At 64.2% G+C, this 22,980-nt stretch carries 20 protein-coding genes and 1 tRNA gene; 9 read left to right on the forward strand and 12 right to left on the reverse strand.

The window, feature by feature from the left end; all coding sequences use genetic code 11:
• Positions 1-72: 72 nt before the first annotated feature.
• The 3 genes from purE to Q0K00_RS01315 all read right to left on the reverse strand — a co-directional run bounded on the left by purE (position 73) and on the right by Q0K00_RS01315 (position 3,725).
• Positions 73-573 carry a 5-(carboxyamino)imidazole ribonucleotide mutase gene (gene purE / locus Q0K00_RS01305; RefSeq protein ID WP_297226766.1) on the reverse strand — a complete coding sequence of 167 codons (501 nt, stop codon included), beginning with the start codon at positions 571-573 and terminating at the stop codon, positions 73-75.
• Between the two features lie 54 nt (positions 574-627).
• Positions 628-1,923 (reverse strand): phosphoribosylamine--glycine ligase, encoded by a 1,296-nt coding sequence (gene purD, locus Q0K00_RS01310; RefSeq protein WP_297226767.1) that lies wholly within the window; start codon positions 1,921-1,923, stop codon positions 628-630.
• A 143-nt stretch (positions 1,924-2,066) separates the two neighbouring features.
• Complete coding sequence (locus tag Q0K00_RS01315) at positions 2,067-3,725, reverse strand: VCBS repeat-containing protein (protein WP_297226768.1); 1,659 nt, start codon at positions 3,723-3,725, stop codon at positions 2,067-2,069.
• A gap of 162 nt (positions 3,726-3,887) precedes the next feature.
• Here Q0K00_RS01315 and Q0K00_RS01320 point away from each other — a divergent pair, with 162 nt between their 5' ends.
• The gene (locus Q0K00_RS01320; protein ID WP_297226769.1) at positions 3,888-5,219 is read left to right on the forward strand and encodes an RsmB/NOP family class I SAM-dependent RNA methyltransferase; all 1,332 of its coding nucleotides are present in this window, start codon (positions 3,888-3,890) and stop codon (positions 5,217-5,219) included.
• A gap of 237 nt (positions 5,220-5,456) precedes the next feature.
• On the opposite strand, the gene nspC is transcribed toward Q0K00_RS01320, so the two are convergent.
• The gene (gene nspC / locus Q0K00_RS01325) at positions 5,457-6,668 is read right to left on the reverse strand and encodes a carboxynorspermidine decarboxylase (protein WP_297226770.1); all 1,212 of its coding nucleotides are present in this window, start codon (positions 6,666-6,668) and stop codon (positions 5,457-5,459) included.
• Between the two features lie 306 nt (positions 6,669-6,974).
• The gene (locus Q0K00_RS01330; RefSeq protein WP_297226772.1) at positions 6,975-8,177 is read right to left on the reverse strand and encodes a saccharopine dehydrogenase family protein; all 1,203 of its coding nucleotides are present in this window, start codon (positions 8,175-8,177) and stop codon (positions 6,975-6,977) included.
• A gap of 170 nt (positions 8,178-8,347) precedes the next feature.
• Here Q0K00_RS01330 and Q0K00_RS01335 point away from each other — a divergent pair, with 170 nt between their 5' ends.
• Positions 8,348-8,776: a hypothetical protein gene (locus Q0K00_RS01335; protein WP_297226773.1), complete on the forward strand. Its 429-nt coding sequence runs from the start codon at positions 8,348-8,350 to the stop codon at positions 8,774-8,776.
• 106 nt (positions 8,777-8,882) lie between these two features.
• Here Q0K00_RS01335 and Q0K00_RS01340 read toward each other — a convergent pair whose 3' ends face one another.
• The 3 genes from Q0K00_RS01340 to Q0K00_RS01350 are packed head-to-tail and all read right to left on the reverse strand — an operon-like array spanning position 8,883 to position 10,227.
• Entirely contained in the window at positions 8,883-9,185 is a 303-nt protein-coding gene (locus tag Q0K00_RS01340) for a DUF4911 domain-containing protein (RefSeq protein WP_297226774.1), read from the reverse strand.
• The gene (locus Q0K00_RS01345; RefSeq protein ID WP_297226775.1) at positions 9,185-9,526 is read right to left on the reverse strand and encodes an AzlD domain-containing protein; all 342 of its coding nucleotides are present in this window, start codon (positions 9,524-9,526) and stop codon (positions 9,185-9,187) included. Before Q0K00_RS01345 ends, Q0K00_RS01340 begins: the two co-directional genes overlap by 1 nt.
• On the reverse strand, positions 9,523-10,227 hold the full coding sequence (locus tag Q0K00_RS01350; RefSeq protein ID WP_297226776.1) for an AzlC family ABC transporter permease: 705 nt from the start codon (positions 10,225-10,227) through the stop codon (positions 9,523-9,525). Before Q0K00_RS01350 ends, Q0K00_RS01345 begins: the two co-directional genes overlap by 4 nt.
• A 111-nt stretch (positions 10,228-10,338) precedes the next feature.
• Between Q0K00_RS01350 and Q0K00_RS01355 the strand changes: the two genes are divergently transcribed.
• Both Q0K00_RS01355 and Q0K00_RS01360 read left to right on the forward strand, forming a co-directional pair.
• Positions 10,339-11,604 carry an MFS transporter gene (locus tag Q0K00_RS01355; RefSeq protein ID WP_297226777.1) on the forward strand — a complete coding sequence of 422 codons (1,266 nt, stop codon included), beginning with the start codon at positions 10,339-10,341 and terminating at the stop codon, positions 11,602-11,604.
• Positions 11,605-11,676: 72 nt separating this feature from the next.
• Positions 11,677-12,699, forward strand: coding sequence for a putative metalloprotease CJM1_0395 family protein (locus Q0K00_RS01360; RefSeq protein ID WP_297226778.1), 1,023 nt, complete (start codon positions 11,677-11,679; stop codon positions 12,697-12,699).
• Positions 12,700-13,154: 455 nt separating this feature from the next.
• Here Q0K00_RS01360 and Q0K00_RS01365 read toward each other — a convergent pair whose 3' ends face one another.
• The 4 genes from Q0K00_RS01365 to Q0K00_RS01380 form a co-directional block, all read right to left on the reverse strand.
• A complete protein-coding gene (locus Q0K00_RS01365; RefSeq protein ID WP_297226779.1) occupies positions 13,155-13,862 on the reverse strand; it encodes a flagellar motor protein MotB in 708 nt (235 codons plus the stop codon).
• 38 nt (positions 13,863-13,900) lie between these two features.
• Positions 13,901-14,749, reverse strand: a complete 849-nt coding sequence (gene motA, locus Q0K00_RS01370) for a flagellar motor stator protein MotA (protein WP_297226780.1) — start codon at positions 14,747-14,749, stop codon at positions 13,901-13,903.
• A 122-nt stretch (positions 14,750-14,871) separates the two neighbouring features.
• Entirely contained in the window at positions 14,872-16,890 is a 2,019-nt protein-coding gene (locus tag Q0K00_RS01375; RefSeq protein WP_297226782.1) for an AsmA family protein, read from the reverse strand.
• Between the two features lie 118 nt (positions 16,891-17,008).
• Positions 17,009-18,031, reverse strand: a complete 1,023-nt coding sequence (locus Q0K00_RS01380) for an SDR family oxidoreductase (RefSeq protein WP_297226784.1) — start codon at positions 18,029-18,031, stop codon at positions 17,009-17,011.
• 182 nt (positions 18,032-18,213) lie between these two features.
• On the opposite strand from Q0K00_RS01380, the gene Q0K00_RS01385 reads away from it, so the two are divergent.
• The 5 genes from Q0K00_RS01385 to Q0K00_RS01405 all read left to right on the forward strand — a co-directional run bounded on the left by Q0K00_RS01385 (position 18,214) and on the right by Q0K00_RS01405 (position 22,776).
• The gene (locus Q0K00_RS01385) at positions 18,214-19,431 is read left to right on the forward strand and encodes a glycosyltransferase family 4 protein (RefSeq protein ID WP_297226786.1); all 1,218 of its coding nucleotides are present in this window, start codon (positions 18,214-18,216) and stop codon (positions 19,429-19,431) included.
• An 11-nt stretch (positions 19,432-19,442) separates the two neighbouring features.
• Entirely contained in the window at positions 19,443-20,792 is a 1,350-nt protein-coding gene (locus Q0K00_RS01390; protein ID WP_297226788.1) for a sugar transferase, read from the forward strand.
• A gap of 275 nt (positions 20,793-21,067) precedes the next feature.
• Complete coding sequence (gene murI / locus Q0K00_RS01395) at positions 21,068-21,931, forward strand: glutamate racemase (protein ID WP_297226790.1); 864 nt, start codon at positions 21,068-21,070, stop codon at positions 21,929-21,931.
• Positions 21,932-22,346: 415 nt separating this feature from the next.
• The gene (locus Q0K00_RS01400; protein WP_296304358.1) at positions 22,347-22,622 is read left to right on the forward strand and encodes an HU family DNA-binding protein; all 276 of its coding nucleotides are present in this window, start codon (positions 22,347-22,349) and stop codon (positions 22,620-22,622) included.
• A gap of 64 nt (positions 22,623-22,686) precedes the next feature.
• Positions 22,687-22,776, forward strand: a tRNA-Ser gene (locus Q0K00_RS01405).
• Positions 22,777-22,980 lie beyond the last annotated feature (204 nt).

Genomic DNA, 22,980 nt, shown 5'->3' on the forward strand with positions numbered 1-22,980 from the left:
AGAGTAGACATGGTAACCTCCGTCTCCATACCTACTCTTTTTTGAAGCGTATGGAAATAATGAGTCCTGACCCTAGTTGCCGTAGCGTGCTTCGATGTCCGCGGCGGCCTTTTCCACGCCTTTCTGCATGTCGGCGCGGGCGGCCAGGATGCGCTCATGCAGGGCGCTGTCCTCCACGGCCAGGATCTGGGCGGCCAGCCAGGCGGCATTGCGCGCCCCGGCCTTGTCCATGGCCACCGTGGCCACAGGGAAGCCGGGAGGCATCTGTACCGTGGCCAGCAGGGCGTCCATGCCGCCCATGACCCCGCCGGAGACCGGGATGCCGATGACCGGGCGGGCGGTGCGGGCCGCCACGGCGCCCGCCAGATGGGCGGCCATGCCCGCGGCGCAGATGAAGACCCGCGCTCCGGCGGCCTCCTGTTCGCGCACGAGTTTTTCTGTCCGCTCCGGCGTGCGGTGGGCGGAACTGACGGTAAAATGGTAGGAAATGCCCAGCGAACGGAGCACTTCCACGCAGGGGCTGACCTTTTCCTCGTCCGAGGCGGAGCCCATCATGATGACGACCTGAGCCATGTTTTCTCCTTGTGTTCCTTCCTGTGCGCCAGCGGCGCGGTCAGGGGGAGGGCGTTATGCCCCGGTCTTGCCCGCCAGTCGGTCGATGCCCTTCTGGCCGATATCGCTGCGGTACTGGCTGTCCGGCATGTCGATCTTCTTCAGGGCGGCATAGGCGGCGTCGCGGGCCTCGGCCAGCGTATCGCCCAGCGCGGTGACGCAGAGCACGCGGCCGCCGCTGGAGACGATCTTTCCGTCCTTGAGGCTAGTGCCGCTGTGGAAGACCTTGACGCCGGGCAGGGCATCCGCCTCACTCAGGCCGCCGATGGACATGCCCTTGGGGTAGGAGCCCGGATAGCCCTTGGCGGCCACCACCACGCCCAGCGCCGTGCGCGGCGTGTAGGAAAGGCTCGCCGGGTCGAGGCGTCCTTCCACGCAGGCCAGCATGACGGAGGGCAGATCGCCCTCCAGCCGCATGAGCAGGGGCTGGCATTCGGGATCACCGAAACGGGCGTTGTATTCTAGCACACGCGGGCCGTTGGGGGTCATCATGAGCCCGGCATAGAGGATGCCCACGAAGGGGTGTCCGTCCGCGGCCAGCTCGCGCAGGATGGGGCGGGCCACCAGATCGGCCATGCGCTCGGCTTCGCTGTCGGGCAGCACCGGGGCCGGACTGTACGCGCCCATGCCGCCGGTATTGGGGCCCTTGTCGCCGTCGAATACCGCCTTGTGGTCCTGAGCGGACGGCAGGGGGACGGCCGTCTTGCCGTCGCAGAAGCAGAGGAAGGAAGCTTCCTCCCCGATCAGGCACTCTTCGATGACCACCTGATCCCCGGCAGCGCCGAAGGTGCGGCGGCGCATGATGTCCTCCACGGCTTCCAGCGCTTCTTCGGTGGTGCGGGCCACCACCACGCCCTTGCCCGCCGCCAGACCGTCGGCCTTGATGACCAGCGGCGCGCCCTTGGCTTCCACATAGGCGCGGGCCTTGTCCGCATCGGTAAAGATCTCGCAGGCGGCGGTGGGCACGCCCGCCCGCCGCATGATGTCCTTGGCGAAGGCCTTGCTGCCTTCCAGCCGGGCACAGTAGGCATCCGGCCCGAAGCAGGCGATGCCGGCTTCCCGCATACGGTCCACGATGCCGAGCGTCAGCGGCAGTTCCGGGCCCGGCACCACAAGATCCACTTTCTCGCGGCGAGCCAGTTCCACCAGACCGTTTATGTCGTCAGCCGCCACAGGCACGTTGCGCGCCCCTTCGGCAGCGGTGCCGCCATTGCCCGGCGCGACGAGGATCTCCGTGACCGACGGGCTTTGCCCGAGTTTCCAGACAAGCGCATGTTCTCTGCCGCCGGAACCAATGACCAGTATACGCACGATGCCTCCCGCAGTTTCACCGGAATGTCTTCCGGCATCTTGGGTGTGAAAGGATGGTTGTCTTGCCGTCAAGGAGCCGCTCCCGGGGAAGCGCCCCAATGAAAAAAGCCGCCCGGAAAGCAGCTTCCGGGCGGCGGAAAAGGCTAGTTGTTGGGGTTGATCTCAAAGTCGCTCATGTCCGCCGGCGTATTGGGATCCATCTTGGTCACGTCCAGCGGATAGGCCGTGATGATGCACTGGCGGCCGCCCACGCCCAGCGAGGGCGAGGAGTTGAGGCCCACCACAAGATCCAGGATGCCGTCGTTGTTCACGTCGGCCAGGTCGGCCTGCGCCACGGAACCGCGGATACGGCGGGTCTTCCACTTGAGGGCAAGGCCCACGCCGTCCCAGAACAGGGCATGGATCTCGCCCTGCGGGAAGAAGCGGTAGCGATCAAAGAACTGCGAAGCCGTGGAGATGGGCTTGTTGATGATCAGGCAGTTCTCGCCCGTATTGCCGATGTCGGCCACGATGAGGCGCATGGGCGCGTAGTAGCGGCTGGGGAGCTGATAGTTCCTGTCCACGCCGAGGCCGGGCATACTCTTGTAGTGGTCCATCCCCGCCGCGGAACCGGAGAAGCGTTCCATGGTGGTGTGGATGAGCGTATTGTTGTTGCCCTGGAAGACCTTGATGCGTTCTTCCGGCGTCAGCATGATGAGCTGATCGCTCTTGTTGCCGCGTCCGGCCGGGATCCAGGCGCAGTTGAAGACGTTGGCCCCCTCAGGCAGGTTGATGCGCTGGCCGGGAGCGTAGCTGTCGCCGCTCTTCTGCAGGACGAACACGCCGCGCGCGAAGAGATTGACCGAATCCCAGCTCTGGCCCACCAGGACCGGCGAGAAGTTGGGCGGCAGCTTCATGACGCTGGCGAAGTAGGGGATGCGCTTGCTGCATTCCTTGAGGCGGTTGCCCTTGAAGGAATAGAAGTAGGAGTACGGACGGTTGTCGTTCTCGTCGTAGGTGGCGATGACCAGATCCTGCGCGCCGTCACGGTTGAGGTCAATGGCCCGCATGGAGAAGTTGGCATTGGTGCGGTTGATGGTGACGTCCTGCAGGGGATTGAGCTTGCCGTCGCGCCCCCACTTGAACATCATGAGCTTGTGGTCGGTCAGGATGGCGACCTCGTTCTGGCCGTCGCCGTTGAAATCGGCCACAGCCATGTCCACCATGGCTTCGGGGATGCGCTGTGAACGCAGACGCGAACCGTCGCTCGCACCGGCCCCCTGATAGCGGAACTGCGGATTGAGGTAAGCCTGGTTCTGACCGGTCTCGTTGACGATGATGTCGCTGCTGCGCCCGCCGGACGCGGCACGACCGCCGCTCGCGCCGCCCATGCCCATGACTTCCGAGGCAAGGGCGCCGGCCAGCTGCTGGGCGGTGCCGTTGAGGTTGCTCACCGGGCCGGACCCGGTCTTGCTCCATTCCTTGCCCGCCTTGTCGACGCTGTGCAAGGTGATGGTGCTGTCGTTGCCGACCACGCTCACCTCGCCCCAGATGGCGTAGTCCGCGCCGCCGAGAGCCTTTCTGGCCTGAGCGGCCGAGGTGGCCTTGGTCGAGCCGACGCGGCCCTGCGCCACGCCGGGACGGTTGAGCCTGTTCAGCAGGGAGGACGGCAGGGCCTTGGAAAGATAGCCGTAACTCTGCGGCGCGTTGACCGTAAAGGGCAACAGCACGAAAGATTTCTGGGCGGCCTGGGCCGCCGTTGCCTGAACACCGACCAGCAGCATCAGGCAGGCCATCAAGGCCAGTCGCATGGCGAATCTCATTCATTGTCTCCTTGAAAAGAAACGAAGCCGCGTCTCGCGGCGCCGGATTGCCGACCATACAGGCCGGGAGCCAAACTATAGCCGTACTTTTGCCGGGGCGCAACATGGCCGTGACGGCGCAAAAGACTTGCCCCACGGCGTTGGAGAGGCTATGCACACGGCATGGAGACCACGGAAAATTCTGTCCCCGCATCCTCCGGGCGTTCCTTTCGCCTGCTCTGTTCCCCGGAGGAGGCGCCGCATGTGGAGGCCCTGCTGCAGGCTCAGGGCTACCGCTTCGAGCCGGAACCCTTCTCGCCCCTCTGCCGCCGCCTGCTGCACGAACCGCGTCCGCTGGGCGCATCGCTGGCCGCCTTTTTCGGGTACATCTACATCCAGGACCGTTCGTCCATGCTGCCGCCGTTGGCCCTTGCTCCGGCGGCGGGGAGCAGCGTACTGGACATCTGCGCCAGTCCCGGCAGCAAGACGGGCTTCCTGGCCCAGCTGGTGGGCAAAAACGGCTTCGTGCTGGGCAACGAGCCTTCCCGTGCCCGTCTTGCCACGCTGCGGGCCAATATGCACGTCTGCAACCTGCTGTCCGTGGGCACCTGCACCTGCGAGGGGCAGAAACTCCCGCTCCGTCCCGGCAGCTGGGAGGCCATCCAGCTTGACCCGCCCTGTTCCGGCTGGGGCACGGTGGAAAAGCATCCCCGCGTCATGGAGCTTTGGCAGGGGGAAAAGGTCCAGCCCCTCGTCGGCCTGCAACGCCTCTTGCTGCGTCATGCGGCCTCGCTGCTGGCTCCGGGGGGACGGCTGGTCTATTCCACCTGCACCACCAATGCGGCGGAAAACGAGGAACAGGTACGCTTTGCCGAAGAGGAGCTGGGGCTTGAGCGTCTGCCGCTGACGCCTTTCCCGGGTTTCGTCTGGGAGGAGCTGCCGGGCGGGGAGGGCACGCTGCGCGTGGACGGACGCCGCTCCGCCGCACAGGGCTTCTATGTGGCCCTGTTCCGCAAACCGTACAGTGCCGTGGAGAGCGTAGCGGAGCCGCTGCCGACGCGAACGGACGCCCGTCCTCCCCGTCGGGGCGGCAAAAGCGTCGGCCGACGGGAACAGCCCGGACAGGAGTTGCCCCGCGAGGCGCTGGCCGGGCCGTGCTGCGATCCCTCGCTGTTGCCGCCCGGTCGGGTCATGCTCTACGGGGATCAGGCGCGTTTCCTGCCGGAGGATGCCGCCCGTCTGCTGCCGCCGGACATGGCATGGCAGGGGGCGCTGCTGGGCAAGTTCGCGGGCGGACGTCTGCATCCCGCGCCGCGTCTGCGCGTCCTGCTGCCGCGCCGTCCTGACGCCGGGACGGCCCTTGTGCTGGACAGCCCCGACGACCTGACGGCCCTCCTGAGCGGCCAGAGCCTCCGGACGGAGCTGGAGGGCCGTGAGGCCGCGCTCTGGTGGCGGGACCTGCCGCTGGGCCGGGTCTCCCTCAAGCAGGGCCGGATGACGGCGACGTTTTCTTAAGTATATTTTGGGATACTGATGGTTCATGCCGGGGGGAGGGGTTCCCCTTCCCCCCCAAAAAAGCACGCAGCGGATAGAGGATTTTGCCTTTGAAAAAAAGGCAAAATGCGAGGCGACGGCACAGCGCCGCCCGGCCCAAACCAAGCGGAAAATCGCGTTTTTTCCGCGAAACGACAGGCCGTATGGTTTGGAACGCGAAGCGTTCCAAACTGAAAATGTTCTAGTGTTGGGCAGTCCTCAGGACAGGCGGTTGCGGAAATCCTCGTAACCGAAGGCGTGCAGCAGGCGAAATTCCCCGTCAGGCCGGAGCAGGCCGATGCCGGGCAGGCGCAGGCCGTTGAAGGTCGTGGTCTTGACCATGCTGTAGATGGCCATATCGCAGAAGATGAGGCGCTGGCCCACGGCAAGCGGCGCGGCAAAGCTGTATTCTCCGATGACGTCGCCCGCCAGACAGGACTTGCCCGCCAGACGGCAGGTCCAGCTTTTTTCTCCGGCTTCGCCCGCCTGCGCGAGTCCCTCCGCTTCCCGCGCGAGCACGCGGGGCCGGTAGGGCATTTCCAGCACGTCGGGCATGTGGCAGGCCGCTGAGGTGTCCAGGATGGCGATGGGCATGTCCGCCTCCACCACGTCCAGCACCGTGGCCGTCATCCAGCCCGCGTCCAGGGCCACGGCCTCGCCGGGTTCCAGATAGATCTGCGCGTCGTAGGTGCGCTCCATGTGGTCGATGCAGCGGCAGAGCAGGTCCACGTCATAGTCCGCGCGGGTGATGTGGTGGCCGCCGCCGAAGTTGATCCAGCGGCACTGGGCGAGCTGCGCCCCGAAGTGGCGTTCCACGGCCCGCAACGTGCGTTCGAGTGCGTCCGCGCCCTGCTCGCAGAGGGTATGGAAATGCAGACCGGAGATGCCGTCCGGCAGACGTTCGGGCATGTGGCGCGGCCGGATGCCGAGGCGTGAGCCCGGCGAGCAGGGGTTGTAGATGGCTACCGCCCCTTCGGAATGTTCGGGATTGACGCGCAGGCCGCATTCGATATGGCGGCCGCTTTGACGGCGGTAGGCCGCGATGCGCGGCCGGAAATGCTCCCACTGGGCCAGCGAATTGAAAACGATGTGATCGGCCAGCGGCAGGAGCTCGTCCATATCCGTATCCGACCAGCCCGCGGCAAAGGCATGGACCTCGCCGCCGAACTCTTCCCGGCCGAGGCGGGCCTCGTCCACGGAGCTGGCGCAAGTGCCGTACAGCGGCCCTTGTCCGCCCCTGGCGGCGTCGCGACTGAGCAGCGGGAAGGTGGCCCAGGCGGCATAGCCCTTGAGGGCCAGCAGGATACGGGCGTGCGTGCGCTCCTGCACGCTGTTCAGGATGGCGGCATTGGCCAGCAGGCGGGCCTCGTCCAGCACGAAACAGGGGGAGGGGACACGGGCCGGGTCAAGCAGGGGAAGCAGATGGTTCATGCGCTGTGCTCGAAAGGAAAAAAGGTCGGAAAAAGGGAGAGGCGCAACGCCCCTCCCTCTGTTGACGATACTGGCGGCAGGTCCTCGGGCATGTCTGTGCAAAATTTCAGTCATGTTAAGGGGTAAAGAAAACGAGCTGACATGCCAGCTTGCCTTTTGATGAATGCTTACACCGAACTTCGCCTTTTCCCCTGCTAAAAGCGCGCTGGGGAAAGGATGGGGGGCTTGGGGGGAAGGGCCCCCCCTCCCGCGCCGGCGGAGGGGTTTCCCTTCCCCCCAAAATAAGCAATGGACAGTGTTAAGGTCCTAGTCCACGTCCACGCACTGCCAGGGCAGGCCGTAGACGTTGAGGTCGGCCATGAAGGGATCGGGGTCGAACTGCTCCATGTTCCAGACGCCGGGCTTGCGCCACTGGCCGGTGACGATCATCTTGGCGCCGATCATGGCGGGCACGCCGGTGGTGTAGGAAATGGCCTGCGAACCCACTTCCCGGTAGCATTCCTCATGATCGCAGATGTTGTAGATGTAGACGGCCTTTTCCTTGCCGTCCTTGACGCCGCGCATGACGTCCCCGATGCAGGTCTTGCCCTTGGTCAGCGGGCCGAGGGAGGCCGGGTCGGGCAGCAGCTTGCTCAGGAACTGGATGGGCACGATGTCCATGCCGTTGTAGTTCACGGGGTCGATGCGGGTCATGCCCACATTGCCCAGCACCTTGAGATGGTTCAGATAGTTCTCGGAGAAGGTCATCCAGAAACGGGCGCGCTTGATGCCCTTGAGGTTCTGTACGAGGGATTCCAGCTCCTCATGATACATGAGGAAGCACTTCTTCGGCCCGATGTTGTCCGGGAAATCGTAGGTCATGCTCCAGGCCAGCGGATCGGTCTCCACCCATTCGCCGCGTTCCCAGTAGCGGCCGCGCGCGGTCACTTCGCGGATGTTGATCTCCGGATTGAAGTTGGTGGCGAAGGGCTGGCCGTGATCGCCCGCGTTGCAGTCGATGATGTCCAGCACGTGCACTTCATCCAGCTTGTGCTTCATGACCCAGGCCGCAAAGACGTTGGTCACGCCGGGATCGAAGCCCGAACCGAGCAGAGCCGTCAGGCCCGCCTCACGGAAACGGTCCTGATAGGCCCACTGCCATTTGTATTCGAACTTCGCCGTATCCAGCGGTTCGTAATTGGCCGTGTCCATGTAGTGGACGCCGCATTCGAGGCAGGCATCCATGACATGCAGATCCTGATAGGGCAGGGCGATGTTGCAGACCACTTCCGGTTTGACTTCACGGATGAGGCTGCACAGTTCGGGCACGTTGTCGGCATCCACCTTCGCCGTGGCGATGTCCACGCCGAAACGGTTCTTCACCGATGCGGCGATGTCGTCGCACCGCGACTTGGTACGGCTGGCAAGGGTGATCTTGCCGAAAACGCCTTCAGCCTTGGCTGCCTGCGCCACCTTGTGCGCCACAACGCTGCCGACGCCCCCGGCGCCGATGATCAGAATGTCCGCCATGATGTCTCCTTTTGGGGTAAGGGGCCCGTTGGGCCTCGTCCAGAACGGGATGCGCCCAATCAGTTGCGCGTGCCGTTCACATAGCGTGAAGCGGCCACAAGGTAAAGGGCGGCGGGGGCCGTGGCCTGCGTTTTTTCTGTGACGGAGCCTGTCCGGCACGTCGATGTCTCATGGAGCATTTTCCGTTGGGAACGCTTTGCGTCTCAAACCATGCGGCCTGTCGTTTTGCGGGAAAACGCATTTTTCGCTTACGTTGTGCCGCCGTCCCGCGTTTTGCTTTTTTCAAAGACGCGACGCATCCAAGATGCATCAACCAAGTTTTGCAAGTAATTTCAATGAATAAGATGAGAGGCTTGCGACGGCAGCGCACGCCATTTTTTGCCGTTCCCGCATGGAGGGCATCCGTTGATGAGCGATTCCAAGCGAAGAGGTATATTGACGGAATGGTATATTTTCCCTGCAAAAAGGAAAACTATATTCGCGAAGTGGTCAGCTATGCAACGCTCGTCCGCAATCAGGTGCTGCCCCAGTCCGCTGTCTCCATGCTGGCGCAGGCCAACGCCTTTCCGCATATGTTATTGCGGCTTTTGCAAGAGTAACGGGGGATGTCGAGCAGGCTTTTCTCTGTCGCGGGGCTGCGTTTTCAAAAGGATATCGGGAAACATCCGCCGTTCGGCAGCGGAAAGAGATCCCGTTCCGGCAGGCTCAGGCTGTCTCTTCCGGCTGGTAGGGCAGACGTTCCAGCGGCACGCTGCGGGCGATATCGGCAAGGACGGCTTCGGCCTGTACGCGCATGTGCGGCGAGAAAATGTATTTGATGAGGGCTTCCTTGCGGTCGAGGACCGTGAAATAGGCCACGTTTTCATAGGCTTCCAGCAGGAAGCGGAACAGCGCCGTCCGTTCGGCGGGAAGGCGCAGATAGAGTGCGTCGCTCTCACGGGCCGAGGGGAGCGGGACGGAGCGGTCGCGGCGACGCCGCAGGGACGGCAGGGGAGCGGCGGCAGACATCAGTACAGTCCGAAAAAGCGTGCTCCGGCCACCAGCAGCATGGCGAAGATGATGGTGCCGAAAAAGCTTTTGGTCTTCCAGGCCACCAGCAGCGAGGGCAGGGCGGCCACAAGATAGAGATTGCCGGGCGTCGGGTCGAATTTGTCGTTATAATAGAAGATCTGTGAAGCGAGCAGAGCCGCCATGACCGAGACGGGCACGAAGGAAAGCCAGTGCCGGAGCAGGGGCGGCAGTTTTTCCGCCCGCAGGTACATGACGGGCAGGACGCGCGGGATGGCGGTCACCAGCGTGCAGCCGATGATGCACCAGACGAGTTCCATGTGCTGGGCAAGGAAGTTCATGCGTGTTCCTCCGGCGGCCGCCGGTTTTGGCGGGCGAGCAGGCAGGTCCCCGCGCAGGCGGCCAGCACGGTGGCCATGACCACGTTCCATTGCCCCATGCCGGCGATCTTGAAGCCAAGGGAAAGCACGCCTGCCAGCAGGGCGGTCACGACGTGCAAGCGGCTCACGCACTGCGGCACCAGCAGCGCGAGGAACATGGCCGTCAGCGCATAATCGAGGCCCAGCGGGCGGACATCGGTCACCAGTTCGCCGCAAAAGACGCCGAGCGCCGTGCCGCCGACCCAGGCGGAATGTGCCGTGACGTTACAGGAATACAGGGTCGCCGTCGCAAGCTGCCAGCCTTTCTGGAACGCGCCGATATGCACGCCGAAGGTCTCGTCCGTGAGTTCGCAGCCGAAAAGGAAGCGCTGCCAGCGTTTGAGCGGGGCCAGATATTCCGCCAGCGCGGCGGACATGAGCAGATGCCGCAGATTGACCACGAACACCGCCACCACCACCGAGGCCGCTCCGACGCCCGCCCCCCAGAGACCGGCGATGACGAACTGTCCTGAACCGGCAAAGAGCAGGACGGACATGACGACCGCCAGCGCCGGCGGGATTTGGCTCTTGACGGCAAGCACGCCAAAGGCGAAACCTACGGGCACATAACCGAGAACAATGGGCAGGGCGCGGCGAACGCCTGCGCTGATGGGGGATGGCATACGACCTCCTGCGGGCGACGGCCCGCAAATTGCGAGCCCCCTTGATAGCGCTTTCACACGGTACTGGCAAGGATACGTCCGCGCGGGAGACCTGCTCCAGGGAGTTGCCCCATGAACGATGAGTCCCGGCAGCATTCGCTGGCCGCTCTTTCTCTTTTGTGTTTTGCGCTGGCCGATGTCCGGGACGGGCTCGGCCCCTTTTTCGGGGTGTACCTGCAAAGTCACGGCTGGACTCCCGACGCCATCGGCTATGTGATGACGCTGGGCGGCCTCATGGGCGTGGTGGCGGCTTCGCCGCTGGGGGCGCTCGTGGATGCCGCGCAGGACAAGCGCCGTCTGCTGATCGCCGTGGTCCTGGGCATCTTGCTGGCCGCTGTGGCCGTTTTCCTGTCTCCTTTGCCGCTGGTGGCCGGGGCGAGCCAGATCACGCAGGGGCTGCTGGCGGCGGCCGTGGCTCCACTCATCAGCGCGCTGAGCCTGGGGCTCGTGGGACAGGAAGGTTTGTCCGCCCGACTGGGCCGCAACGAGGCCTGGAACCATGCGGGCAATGCTGCCAGCGCGATGCTGGGCGGCGCGGTGGGCTGGTTTTACGGCATCGGCGGCGTGTTGCTGGTCATGGCGGGCATGGGGCTGCTCTCGCTGCTGGCCGTGCGGGGGATCCGTCCCCAGCATATCGACTACGCCGCGGCGCGCGGGTTGGAAAAAAGCGTCCCCCCACAAGGCAAGCTCCAGAAATCAAGCCGTGAGGCCGGGCCTGCTCCTTCACATCTTGGTCTGCTGTTCAGCGACAAGGCGCTGCTTTGTACCGGCGGGATCATGCTGTTTTTCCATCTGGGCAATGCGGCCATGCTGCCCTTGCTCGGTCAGTCCGCCGTGGCCCATTTCGATGTGGACCCCGCCGTGTACACGGCATGTACGGTGCTGGTGGCGCAGGGGACCATGATCCTCACCGCGCTCTGGGCCGCCTCCATCGCGCCGCGTCGGGGCTACGGACCGGCGTTGTTCTGTGCCCTGATAGCCCTGCCCGTACGCGGCCTGATCGCCGGGTTCTGGCAGAGCCCGTGGAACATCGTGCCCGTGCAGATCCTGGACGGCGTGGGCGCGGGCATCATGGGCGTGGTGACGCCGGGCATGGTGGCCCTGCTGTTGCGCGGCAGCGGGCATATCAACCTCGGTCTGGGCATGGTGATGACGTTGCAGGGCATCGGCGCGGCCTTCAGTGCCTCCTGGGGCGGCATCGTGGCCCGGCACTACGGCTACGGCATGGCCTTCCTGGCGCTGTCGGTGGCTCCCTGTGTGGCCTTGCTGCTCCTGTTGCTGGGCATCCGCTGCCTGCCGCGTCTGCGTGCGGCGCTGGCGCGGCAGCAACTCCGCTAAAGACTTGCACAAAAGCGGCAGTCCGCGTATGGTTACGGATAACGATTCCCTTTAACGAAAAGGCAGGAACGTATGTCGCAGAATGCTGAACCAGTTGGCGGCGTCGGCGCTCTCACAGGCATGAGCCCGGCGGGGACCGTCGATTATTTCCGGCAGACATCCCGGACGCCTGGTCGCGAGCAGGATCCTTACGGGCAGTTCGGCCCGACGCAGGAAAAAGACGCCGCGCAACAGGGGGGGAGTCCTTCCAGTCAGACCGGCGACAGCGTCCAGCTTTCTCCTGAAGCGGAACAGCAGCTCAAGGAGCTGAAACAGCGGGATGCGGAGGTGCGCGCGCATGAGCGGGCGCATATGGCCGCAGCCGGGCAGCACGCCATGGGCGGCGCCCAGTATACCTATCAGGCCGGGCCTGATGGCCGCCGCTACGCCATTGGCGGACACGTCAATATCGACACGTCTTCCGTGCCCGACGATCCGGAAGCGTCCGAAGAAAAAGCGCAGCAGGTGCGGCGGGCCGCCCTCGCGCCCGGCGATCCCTCGGCGCAGGATATGCAGGTAGCCGCGAAGGCTTCCCAGATGGAAGCCGAGGCCCGTGTGGATGCGCGCGAAGAGGAGCAGGACGAAACGCAGTCCGGGGCTTCTGACAGCGGCGCGTCCATGAACGTGGATCCCCTTACCAGTAGTCTGGCGGCGGGGCCCAACGTCAACATGGCGGCACAGGCTCCCGGCATGGCCGCCTCCGGAGCGAACCGTCAGGATGAGGCGCTGGGGAGCATCGAAACGGAACGCAGTTCCCGGCGGCAGGCCGCACAGGCCTATGAAAGCGCCAGTCTGGGCTTCCCCGCGACGGGAGAGCTGCCGCGTGCGGCTTCCGGCGACGGCGGTTCGTGGCGCATGACCTCTGACGGCATCTTTGCCGCCTACAGCAGCAGCGGCAGCCAGTCGCAGCGTTCGCAGTCCTCCAGTGGCGAAAGCGTCTGGTCGGGCGTCAGCCCGCAGCGTGCCACGCGGGCCTACTCCGGCATGGCCGCCGGCGGCGCGGGCTTTGGCGTTTCCGCCAATGTGTCCGGCTCCATGTTCTCGTTCGCCGTGTAGACCGTTTCGCAATACGCTATACAAGCCCGTTCTCGTGAGAGAGCGGGCTTTTTTTGTGCCCGGCGTCGTCTTGCCGGACGGATCTGCGGTAGTGGCGCAAACCGGTCGTTGCGGCAATAGAGTTTTTTCCTTTGAAAAAGGCAAAATGCGAGGCGGCGGCACAGTGCCGTCCGGCCCAAAGTGAGCAGAAAAACCGCGTTTCTCCGCCTGAAAATGCCCCTATGACGAACGAGAGTGACACGGGCAGGCAGGCGGAGGACCTGGCAGAACACCGTGCGGACGGCATGTCGTGCCCCGGCAGCCTCAACGGGCAAGGAGAAAGGGGTTGCCGGAAAGAAGAGAGGCAAGGCCGTTTCCGGCCTTGCCTCTTCTTCCCGCAGAGCGGGATGTCCGCCGGGCATGATGCCCTCCATGCCCAACGGAATTATCATACGCTGGAATGCCTGCCAGCGCAACTAGTAGACGACGCTGTAGCTCATGACCTCGGGACGGTGGAAAACGAATTCCACGCGCCGGTTGGCTGCCTTGCTTGCCTCGTCGATGCCGGGCTTGTAGGGGCGGGTATCCCCGTAGCATATCCCGCGCAACGTAGTCGGCTTGATCCCCTGCGTGGTCAGATAATGCAGGGCGGCGGCGGCACGAGCGCCGGAGAGTTCCCAGCCGGAAGGATAATTGGGCTGGGCCTCGGCGGAGTCCGCATGGCCGCGTACCACAAGATACAGGTTGTACTCGCGCAGGATCTTCATCACGCTGCCGAGGACCTTCACACCCTGCGGGGACAATGCCGCCGAACCGGGCTGGAACATGGCGTCCGAATTGACACGCAGCTGTACGCCCACATCATCGGCGCTGATGCCCGAAGCGCTCTGCGGGATGGCGTCGGCCATGAGCATCTGCTGCAGCTTCTGGGCGATGGCGATGTGGGATTTCTCATTCTCCGAGATGCGGAGCGAATCCGTGCTGATGCGTGCCGTGTTCTGCAGGAAGGGGTTGTTGGAGACCGGCGACGTGGCGCTGGAATCGTATTGCAGTTCCCCCTTGAAGTAGGCGGCAAGACCGGCCTTCGTCTCCGGGGAAACCGAGCTCAGTACCCACAGGAGAAGAAAAAAGGCCATCATGGCGGTCACAAAGTCCGCGTAGGCAACTTTCCATGCACCTGCCATATATCCTCCTTAAAAGACTCGCCTTTCCCAGAGCGGGTTTAGGCGCTCCGCAGACGTTCTTCCATTTCCGCGAAGCGGGGCCGGAAGGGATAGGGGACGGCGCGGCGGCCATATTCCACGGCGATGAGCGGCGTTGCGCCACGGATGGCGGCGGAGACGGCTTCCTTGACGGCATTGAAATAGAAATGCTCTTCGGAAACGTAGTTCTCCAGCTTGGAGCCCATGGGACCAAACAGACCGTAGCAGGAAAGGATACCGATGAAGGTACCCACAAGGGCCGCGGCGATGTAGTGGCCCAGCACTTCCGGGGGTTCGTTGATGTTGCCCATGGCGAGCACGACGCCGAGCACGCAGGCCACGATACCCATACCAGGCATGGACTCGGCCATGTGCGTGATGGCGTGGGCGGGCAACAGGCCTTCACCCTGCATGGTGCGCATGTCCACGTCCATGAGGCTGTTGATGTCGGCCGGGTCGCCGGTGGTCAGATAGACGCGCAGAGTGTCCCCGATGAAGTTGACCAGCGTCGTATTTTTGGAGATGCCGGGATACTTGCTGAAAATGGGGCTCGATTCCGGCTTTTCCACGTCGCTTTCCACGCTGATCACGCCTTCACGATGCATCTTGGTGAAGAGGGTGTACAGCAGCGCAAGGGTGTCCAGGTAACGGTCCTTGCTGGAGCCCGGGTCGGAAAAGAGGTTTTTCAAACTCTTGGTGATGAGTTTGAAGGTGTACTTTGTCTGCGAACCGAAGAACGCGCCCAGGCCGCAGCCAAGAATGATGATGAGTTCGGCGGGCTGAAAAAGGACGGACCATTCCCCGTGCGCCACAGTATAGCCCACGATCACGGAGGAGAAAACGACGATGAGGCCTATCAGAAGATACATACAGTCCCACCAGCGCCGGCAGCTAGCCGGGTTTACCTGCCCGGAAGGATTTCCGGAAAAATGCCATACCTTACTATAACGCCCGGAGAAGAAAAATCTTTAGCCTTCTTCGGACACATTGTCTATCTGCCCAGGATGCCGCGCATCAGCCCGCCCGCGCCGCGCACGGTCTTGTCGATGACGCTGCCGGCTCCCTTGGCCGTCTCGCCGGCGGTCTTGCCGGCCTGCGTGCCGCCTTCCAGCAGAGCGCCGGGCAGGCTCGTGGCCATGCGCGCGAGGAAGCGGGGATCCACCGTATAGGACAGATCGTCGAACGGCCCGTCGATGATGACCGGGACGGTCAGCCCCAGCGTATGGACATCGGCGGTAGCGTGCAGACGCTTGCGGGGCAGACTGGCCGTGGCCTGACCGTTGGCGCTGAGCGCGTCGGAACTGGCCACGATGGGCTTTGCGTTCACTTCTCCCTGCCGGACGACGAAGGGGACCTGCACGCGCGTGATCTGTTTGGGGATGGCGCCGCTCACGCCTGGTATGTCGCGGGGCAGGGCGGAAAGGGCCTGCAGGTGCAGGTCGCGCACTTCCAGCGCCCCCTTGCCGTCAAGCGAGGCCATGAGGTTTTCGCTGCTCTCGCCCGCGGCGCTGAGGTCCGCCGTGAGCCAGGCCTTGCCGTCGGCGGGGCGGCCCTTGCCCAGCATCTGGGTAAGGCCGCCGATGTCCACATCGTCCGCCTTGAGGCTCAGGGCATACCGTTTTTGCGGCAGATCCGCGCTGCCCGTCCCGGCGACGGCGCCGCCGCAGGCAAGGCGGCAGCGAAGATCCCGGAGGCGGTAGCGCCCCTTTTCTCCCTGCAGGCGCAGGGCCAGTCCCTGTACGCCCATCTCCTTGTACCGCAGGCTGTCGACAGCCAGACTGACGTCCAGAGTCGGAAAATCGGTGGTTGTTGAGGAGGTCACGCGCTCCGTCCCCTTGCCGCCGGACGGCGAGGCTGGAGCCGCTGCCGTTGTGGGAGAAGCCTCTTCGGGCAGATAGTGTTCAATGACGATGTCGTTGAGGCGCAGGTTGCCGCGTATGGCCGTGTCTGGACGCAGGGAGAGGTCCAGCGAACCTTCAAGATGCGTCTTGCCGCGTGCGGCCTTGAGCTGGTGCAGCGCCACGCGGCTGGGCGAGCATTCGAGGCCCGTGGAGACCTCCAGCCTGTCCTCGCCCTGCTGCGGCAAGCGTACGCCCCAGAGGGCAGCCAGGGCGCGCGGCGCCGTGACCAGAGAGAGCGCGCCGGCAAAGCTCCGGGAGCCGAGGTCGGCCTCGCCCGACAGTTCGGCGCGGCTGGACGCGCAGGCCAGCGCCACATTCTGGAGGCGGAGTTTCCGAGTGGCGAAGTTCAGCGCGGCCTCTCCCTGCAGGGCCAGCGGGCCGAGGTCCTTCGGCAGGGGGCCGCTTTTCGGGGTCAGGCCAAGCTGCAGATCGCGGACAGTGAGATTGGGGGCCTGATAGCGCACTGTCGCCTTGAGGGCGAAGTTGCCGGAGATGTCCTGCCCTCCCTGTGACAGACTGTAGAAAAATCCGGTATCCACCGTCATGTCCGCATGGCGGCGAACGTTTTTCAGATCCAGATGCAGACCGTCGATGCCGAGCCGGTTGCCCACGGCATCGGTAAAGTTGATGCGGGCCTGTTCCACGCGTACCTGCCCCAGTTCCAGCGGCAGGACATCCGAGGGCACGTCAGCATCCGCGGCGGCGGGAGCCTGCGCGGATGGGGCGGCCTCCTTTTCCTCGTGGGGCGTCCCGGCGGCAGGCGCGTGCAGGACGATGTCCAGCGCCGGGCCTGTGAGCGTGATCTCCTCCACGACGATGTTGCCGGAAAACAGAGGCGACAGGGCCACCCGCGCATGACCGCCGGCGGCGCTGACCGCAAGGCTCTTGTCCGCCTGTTCCCGTTTCCAGGCCAGTCTGCCGAAATCCACGCCCAGCGGGTAGAGGGAAAGACGGGGCGGATCGGTGAAGGTCACCGGCGCGCCGGTGGCCTTGTTGACCGCATCGGAGATGGTCGTGGCCACAAAGCCGGTATCGACCCGGGTAAGCACGAAGGCCCCGGCCGCCGCCAGCAGGATGAGAAGGATGGACCAGAGCAGAAAGCGTTTCATGGGTTCTCCCGTGAGGCTCTGCGGCAGGGCAGGCACGGCATCCCCTCCCGGCGGCGTACCGGCCGGGAGGGGAGAAGTTCAGGGGGCGCCGGGATGACCGGCGGACGGAGGGGCACTCCTACAGATTGGCGGCGTACCAGTCGCCTGCCAGGCGCAGGCCCCGGCGGACGTCCACCTGCGGATCGTAGCCCAGCAGGGTGCTGGCCCGGCTGATGTCGGCAAGGGAGTGGCGCACGTCCCCGGCCCGGAAATCGCGGTGCACGGCCTGGGCCTTCGCGGCTTCGGGCTTGTGGCGGGAGACCTCCTCGCGGATGAGGGCAAAGAGTTCATTGAGCGTCGTGCGCTGGCCGAAGGCCACATTATAGATCTTGTTGCGGGCCTCATCGGCGGCGAAGCTCGCCAGCAGGTTGGCCTGCACCACGTTGTCGATATAGCAGAAGTCGCGACTGGTCTCGCCGTCGCCGTTGACGTAGACGGTCTCGCCCTTGAGCAGGCTGGCGAACCATTGCGGGATGACCGCGGCATACGCCCCGTAAGGATCCTGCCGCTGGCCGAAGACGTTGAAATAGCGCAGGCCGATGGTCGTGAAGCCGTAGCAGGCGGCAAAAACGTCGGCATATAGCTCGTTGACGTATTTGGTGACGGCATAGGGCGAGAGGGGGCGGCCTATCTTGTCTTCCACCTTGGGGAGTTCGGGCGAATCGCCGTAGGTCGAGGAGGAGGCGGCATAGACGAAACTCTTCACGCCCGCGTCACGGGCCGCGATCAGCATGTTGAGCTGTCCGTCGATATTGCAGCTGTTGGACAGCAGCGGATCGTCGATGGAGCGCGGCACCGAGCCGAGCGCGGCCTCGTGCAGCACATGGTCCACGCCTTCGCAGACGTGTCGGCAGGTGTCGAGGTCGCGGATATCGCCCTCCACGAAGCGGAAGCGATCCCACATTTCCGGCCCCACGGCCTCGCGCACCATGTCCAGGTTCTTCTGGTAGCCGGTGAGGAAGTTGTCCAGACCGACCACGGTCTGGCCCAGTTTCAGGAGATGCTCCAGCAGGTTGGAGCCGATGAAGCCCGCCACGCCGGTCACGAGCCAGCGGGAGGGGCGCGCCTTCATATCGTCACAAAGCGTATTCCATGTCAGCATAGTTACATCCTTGGCTGTTGCCGGGAGGCGGGGAGCGGCTCCCGGTGGATATGCAGTTTACGATGGAGCGTAACGGCTGTCAAAACTTCCGGGAGGAATGCGGCGGTTTTCTCTTTTCAGGCGGGGGCCTTGCTGGTATACCCTGAAAAAAAGCGCCTGAATACAGGCCCAGGGGATTGCTCATGAAAATTGTTGTGCTTGGTAATCAGGCCCGTTCCGTGGCCAATTTCTGGAGCGTGCTCATGCGCCGTATGCGGGGAGCTGGGCATGAGGTGATCTGCATGGTGCCGGCGGGGGACGTGGCCACGGAAGGCCGACTTGCCGCGCTGGGGGCCTGCCCGGCCGATGCGCCCGGTTTTCCGAAAGCCCCGGCCCTGCGCATCGTCAATTATCCGCTGGATCGCAAGGGCCTCAATCCCCTGTGGGATGCCGCCACCTTTGCCTCCCTCTACAAGACGTTCCTGCTGGAAAAGCCGGACATGCTCTTCGCCACGACCATCAAGCCGGTCATCTACGGTTGCATGGCCGCCAAGCTTGCCGGGGTGGAGCACATCTACGCCACCATCACCGGGCTGGGCTACGCCTTTGAGGCCGACAACCGCTTCAAGCGCTGCGTGAACAAGTTGAGCGTCTCCCTGTACCGCAACGCCCTGAAAAACGTGGAAGGCGTCTTTTTTCAGAACCGGGACGATCTGGCCATCTTCCGCGAGTCGGGCATCCTGGGGCCGCGGGCCCGCGTGCTCATGGCCCGCGGCACCGGCGTGGATACGCTCCATTTTGCCGAAGCGCCCCTGCCGCCCCTGCCCGCTGACGACACGCCGCCTGAAGAGCGTCGCGTCGTTTTCCTCCTGGTCGCGCGCCTGCTCGAGGCCAAGGGCCTGCGGGAATACGCCGCGGCGGCCCGTCTGCTCAAGAGCAAGTATCCCGCTGCGGAGTTCCGCCTGCTCGGTCCGGCCGAGCAGGGCGTGGGCAGCGTGAGCGAACGCCTTGTCCGGCAGTGGGAGGAGCGTTGCGGCATCACCTATCTGGGGCAGGCCGCCGACGTGCGTCCCCATCTGGCCGAAGCGCATGTGGTGGTGCTGCCGTCCTGGCGCGAAGGCACGCCCACGGCCATCATGGAAGGCATGAGCATGGGCCGTCCCGCCGTGGTGACCGATGTGCCCGGCTGTAGTGAAGTGGTGACCGACGGGGTCAATGGGCGGCTGTGCCGTCTGCGCGACGCGGCCTCCTTGGCCGAGAGCATGGAGCACTTCCTCCTGCATCCTCAGGATATCGCCGCCATGGGACATAAGGGGCGTCAGCTGGCCTGTGAAGAGTTCGACGCCACCGTGGTCGCCCGCCGCATCCTCGACGACATGCGCGTGCCGCAGCCGTCCGTGCGTCTGGATGAGACCCGCTAAAAGGAGTCATCATGGTCAGTCGTTATCGCATGGCCTTGCTGCAATGCATGGACCTGCTCTGCATCCTCGTGGCGCTGGGCGTGGTCGGCGTGCTTGCCATCGACCCGGAGCTGAGCGTTTTTGACGACTACACCGGCGCATCCCTGTTCACCATCTTCTTCTACATGCTGTTCTTCTATATCCTTGACGCCTACAGCGTGGGCGTCGAGGATTTCCGGGACAGCGTGGTGCGGGTGCTTCTGGCGGGAGTGCTGGCCATCATTTCGTCCGCGACTTCGTCCTACGTCTTTGATCACTGGCGTTTCGACCGGCCGAGCACCGGATTGCTCTTCCTGCTGTCCATGTTGCTCTGTCTGGGCTGGCGTCTGTTCTATTACCGCAATACGGACAAGCTCACCTTCCAGATGCGGGTCCTGCTCGTGGGGGTGGACCGCGCGGGCAAGGTGCGTCAGCTCCTGGCCGAAGGGCTGCCCACGGCGCGCATCATCGGTTATGTGGGCGAGCCGGATATGGACCCGGACGCCGGTCCCTGTCTCGGGCGGCCCTATGAAGTGCTGGATGTCGCGCGCGAACGCCGGGCGACCACCATCCTTCTGCTGCCGGACGCCCCCATCGACGACGATATCGCGCACGATCTGCTGGAAGCCAAGCTGCGCGGGCGCATGGTGGTGGACATCCGCTCGTTCTACGAGCATGTGGTGCAGCGTCTGCCCATCTCGCAGATCAACGACGAGTGGCTGCTGCAGACAGAGGGCTTCTCGCTGAACACCCGCGGTTCCCTGCGGCGTCTGAAACGAGCCTTCGACGTGCTGATCTCGCTGGTGCTGCTGGTGCCCGCCGCGCCGGTCATGGCGCTGACGGCGCTGCTGATCCGGCTGGAGTCGCCCGGGCCTGTCATCTACCGGCAGGACCGCGTGGGCCTGCATGAACGGGAATTCACGGTCTACAAGTTCCGTTCCATGCGTGTGGATGCGGAGAAGAACGGCGCGGTCTGGGCCAGTGCCAACGACAGCCGCGTCACCCGTGTGGGCAAGTTCATCCGCAAGGTGCGCATCGACGAGCTGCCGCAGATCTGGAACATCCTCAAGGGCGACATGAGCTTCATCGGGCCGCGTCCGGAGCGCATGGCCTTCGTGATCCAGCTCAAGGAGCATATCCCCTATTACAGCCTGCGGCATACGGTGAAGCCGGGCCTCACGGGCTGGGCGCAGGTCTGCTATCCCTACGGCGCTTCGGAAGAGGACTCGCGGCGCAAGCTGGAATACGACCTCTACTATGTCAAGAACATGTCCATCCTGCTGGACATCCACATCATCTTCAAGACCGTGGGGGTGGTGCTCTTTCCCAAGGGCGCCCGCTGATCCCCGCCGTGTGCCCGCCTCCCACCGGAGGCGGGCGCTTTTTCTCCCATGCCCTCCGCCGCGGCCATGCCGGGCAGGCTGAGGGCTTTTGATGCGGCAGTCGTCTGCCGCGTACATGTCGCAAGAGCGTTTTGTCCCTGGAAAGGGCAGAGCGTGAGGCGGCACAGCGCCGTTCGGCCCGACGTGAGCGGGATGACCGCGTTTTTCCGCGAAACGACAGGCCGCATGATTTGGGACGCGAAGCGTTCCAAACTGAAAATGCTCAAGGACAGAACATGGCATCGCATCTCACCGCGGCGACAGACACCTCGACAGCGTCCCAGCCCATCGGGCTTTTTGATTCCGGCATCGGCGGGCTGACCGTCCTGAAGGCCATCAGCACGCGCCTGCCGCGGGAGGACCTGCTCTATCTCGGGGATACGGCGCGTCTGCCCTACGGCACCAAGAGCCGGGAAACCATCATCCGCTATACCCTCAAGGCCGCGCAGAAGCTCGTGGACTGCGGGGTCAAGATGCTGGTGGTGGCCTGCAATACGGCCACAAGCGCCGCGCTGCCGACGTTGCGCGAACATTTTGCCCCGCTGCCGGTGCTGGGCGTCGTCGAGCCTGGCGCACGGGCCGCCGTGGCCGCGACCCGCAACCGGCATATCGCCGTCATCGGGACGGAGGCCACCATCGCGGACGGCGCGTACCAGAAGGCCATAACGCGCCTGTTGCCCCATGCGACGGTACTGGGCCGCCCCTGCACGCTCTTTGTCTCGCTGGCCGAAGAGGGCTGGCTGACCGGCCCGGTGGCAGAGGGCACGGCCCACCGCTATTTGGACGATCTTTTCCAGCCGCTCGTGACCGCGCCCCGGCCGGATACGCTCGTGCTGGGCTGCACGCATTTCCCTCTGTTTGCCGACGTGCTGCAGCGTGTGGTCGGGGAAACGGTGCACATCGTGGATTCGGCGGCCACCACGGCCGAGGCGGTCGAAAACGAACTGCTCCGACTGGATCTGGCCCGTCAGGCGGTCCCCGACGTGCGGGGCGAACGACGGTTCATGACCACGGACAACCGCAACCGCTTCGTGCGGACGGCCAGCATCTTTCTGGGCCAGCCGCTGCATCATGCGGAAGTGGAGCTCGTCAATCTGTAGAGCATTTTGCCTTTGAAAAAGGCAAAACGCGAGGCGGCGGCGCAGTGCCCGGCCGAAACCAAGCGGAAAAGCCGCGTTTTTTCCGCGAAACGACAGACCGTATGGTTTGAAACGCGAAGCGCTTCAAACTGAAAACGCCTCTAGACATGGGCAACCCTCCGCCGCTGCCGGGAGTTTTTCGCGGCGCGCGGGGCGACGACAGGAAAGGCGGCACCGGACATGGCACACCGGAGGGGGCTGTCTCCGTTTTGCTGTCCAACGCGCCGGGTCGCACGCGCTATGGAGCCTCTTTTCTGCAACAAGTGCCGGATGATGCGGCCTTTTTGGGTTGACAGGCAGGGGAAGGCTTACTTACAACAACACAGTTCGACATCAAGGGGACATGCCCCAAATCCCTCTTTGGAGAGTATCTATCATGACGAAAGCTGAGCTTGTTGAAAAAGTGTATGCCAAGGCTGGGCTGCCCACCAAGGCCAAGGCCGAAGAAGCTCTGGATGCGGTCATTGCCTCGCTGCGCGAAGCTCTTGCTGCCGGCGAATCCGTGACCTTTACCGGTTTCGGCAGCTTCAAGGTCGTGGAGCGCGCCGCTCGCAAGGGTCGCAATCCGCGTTCCGGTGACGAGATCACCATCCCCGCCGGCAAGGTGGCCAAATTCACGCCCGGCAAGGGGCTCAAGGACGCCATCAAGTAAATTTCGCACGCGGGCAGAAACGGCGTCCGTCTGGTCGGCAGGCGCCTTTTTTGTCCTTTTTTCTGGAGGGGTGGCAGAGCGGTTTAATGCGGCGGTCTTGAAAACCGTTGAAGGTTCGCGCCTTCCGGGGGTTCAAATCCCTCCCCCTCCGCCAAGTCCACATTCGCAACGCTGCGCAGATGTCCGCAAGGCAGACAGCCATGCGGATTTTTTTGTGCCCTGTGCCCAGCGATAGCTGCGGCAGTTGGCGACATCCGGGAAACGAGCAGCGCCGCCCGCCCATCCTGAGCGGGATGGCCGCGTTTTTTTCGCGAAACGCCAAGTCGTATGGTTTGGAACGCGAAGCATCCCAAAGAGA

This window comes from uncultured Desulfovibrio sp. (assembly GCF_944327235.1).
Classification (GTDB): Bacteria; Desulfobacterota; Desulfovibrionia; order Desulfovibrionales; family Desulfovibrionaceae; genus Desulfovibrio.

Excerpts from the sequence above, each read along its gene's own strand:
- purE (WP_297226766.1), bottom strand. The coding sequence starts at position 573 with ATGGCTCAGGTCGTCATCATGATGGGCTCCGCCTCGGACGAGGAAAAG.
- Q0K00_RS01315 (WP_297226768.1), bottom strand. The coding sequence starts at position 3,725 with ATGAGATTCGCCATGCGACTGGCCTTGATGGCCTGCCTGATGCTGCTG.
- Q0K00_RS01320 (WP_297226769.1), top strand. The coding sequence starts at position 3,888 with ATGGAGACCACGGAAAATTCTGTCCCCGCATCCTCCGGGCGTTCCTTT.
- nspC (WP_297226770.1), bottom strand. The coding sequence starts at position 6,668 with ATGAACCATCTGCTTCCCCTGCTTGACCCGGCCCGTGTCCCCTCCCCC.
- Q0K00_RS01330 (WP_297226772.1), bottom strand. The coding sequence starts at position 8,177 with ATGGCGGACATTCTGATCATCGGCGCCGGGGGCGTCGGCAGCGTTGTG.
- Q0K00_RS01335 (WP_297226773.1), top strand. The coding sequence starts at position 8,348 with ATGGAGCATTTTCCGTTGGGAACGCTTTGCGTCTCAAACCATGCGGCC.
- Q0K00_RS01340 (WP_297226774.1), bottom strand. The coding sequence starts at position 9,185 with ATGTCTGCCGCCGCTCCCCTGCCGTCCCTGCGGCGTCGCCGCGACCGC.
- Q0K00_RS01345 (WP_297226775.1), bottom strand. The coding sequence starts at position 9,526 with ATGAACTTCCTTGCCCAGCACATGGAACTCGTCTGGTGCATCATCGGC.
- Q0K00_RS01350 (WP_297226776.1), bottom strand. The coding sequence starts at position 10,227 with ATGCCATCCCCCATCAGCGCAGGCGTTCGCCGCGCCCTGCCCATTGTT.
- Q0K00_RS01355 (WP_297226777.1), top strand. The coding sequence starts at position 10,339 with ATGAACGATGAGTCCCGGCAGCATTCGCTGGCCGCTCTTTCTCTTTTG.
- Q0K00_RS01360 (WP_297226778.1), top strand. The coding sequence starts at position 11,677 with ATGTCGCAGAATGCTGAACCAGTTGGCGGCGTCGGCGCTCTCACAGGC.
- Q0K00_RS01365 (WP_297226779.1), bottom strand. The coding sequence starts at position 13,862 with ATGGCAGGTGCATGGAAAGTTGCCTACGCGGACTTTGTGACCGCCATG.
- motA (WP_297226780.1), bottom strand. The coding sequence starts at position 14,749 with ATGTATCTTCTGATAGGCCTCATCGTCGTTTTCTCCTCCGTGATCGTG.
- Q0K00_RS01375 (WP_297226782.1), bottom strand. The coding sequence starts at position 16,890 with ATGAAACGCTTTCTGCTCTGGTCCATCCTTCTCATCCTGCTGGCGGCG.
- Q0K00_RS01380 (WP_297226784.1), bottom strand. The coding sequence starts at position 18,031 with ATGCTGACATGGAATACGCTTTGTGACGATATGAAGGCGCGCCCCTCC.
- Q0K00_RS01385 (WP_297226786.1), top strand. The coding sequence starts at position 18,214 with ATGAAAATTGTTGTGCTTGGTAATCAGGCCCGTTCCGTGGCCAATTTC.
- Q0K00_RS01390 (WP_297226788.1), top strand. The coding sequence starts at position 19,443 with ATGGTCAGTCGTTATCGCATGGCCTTGCTGCAATGCATGGACCTGCTC.
- murI (WP_297226790.1), top strand. The coding sequence starts at position 21,068 with ATGGCATCGCATCTCACCGCGGCGACAGACACCTCGACAGCGTCCCAG.
- Q0K00_RS01400 (WP_296304358.1), top strand. The coding sequence starts at position 22,347 with ATGACGAAAGCTGAGCTTGTTGAAAAAGTGTATGCCAAGGCTGGGCTG.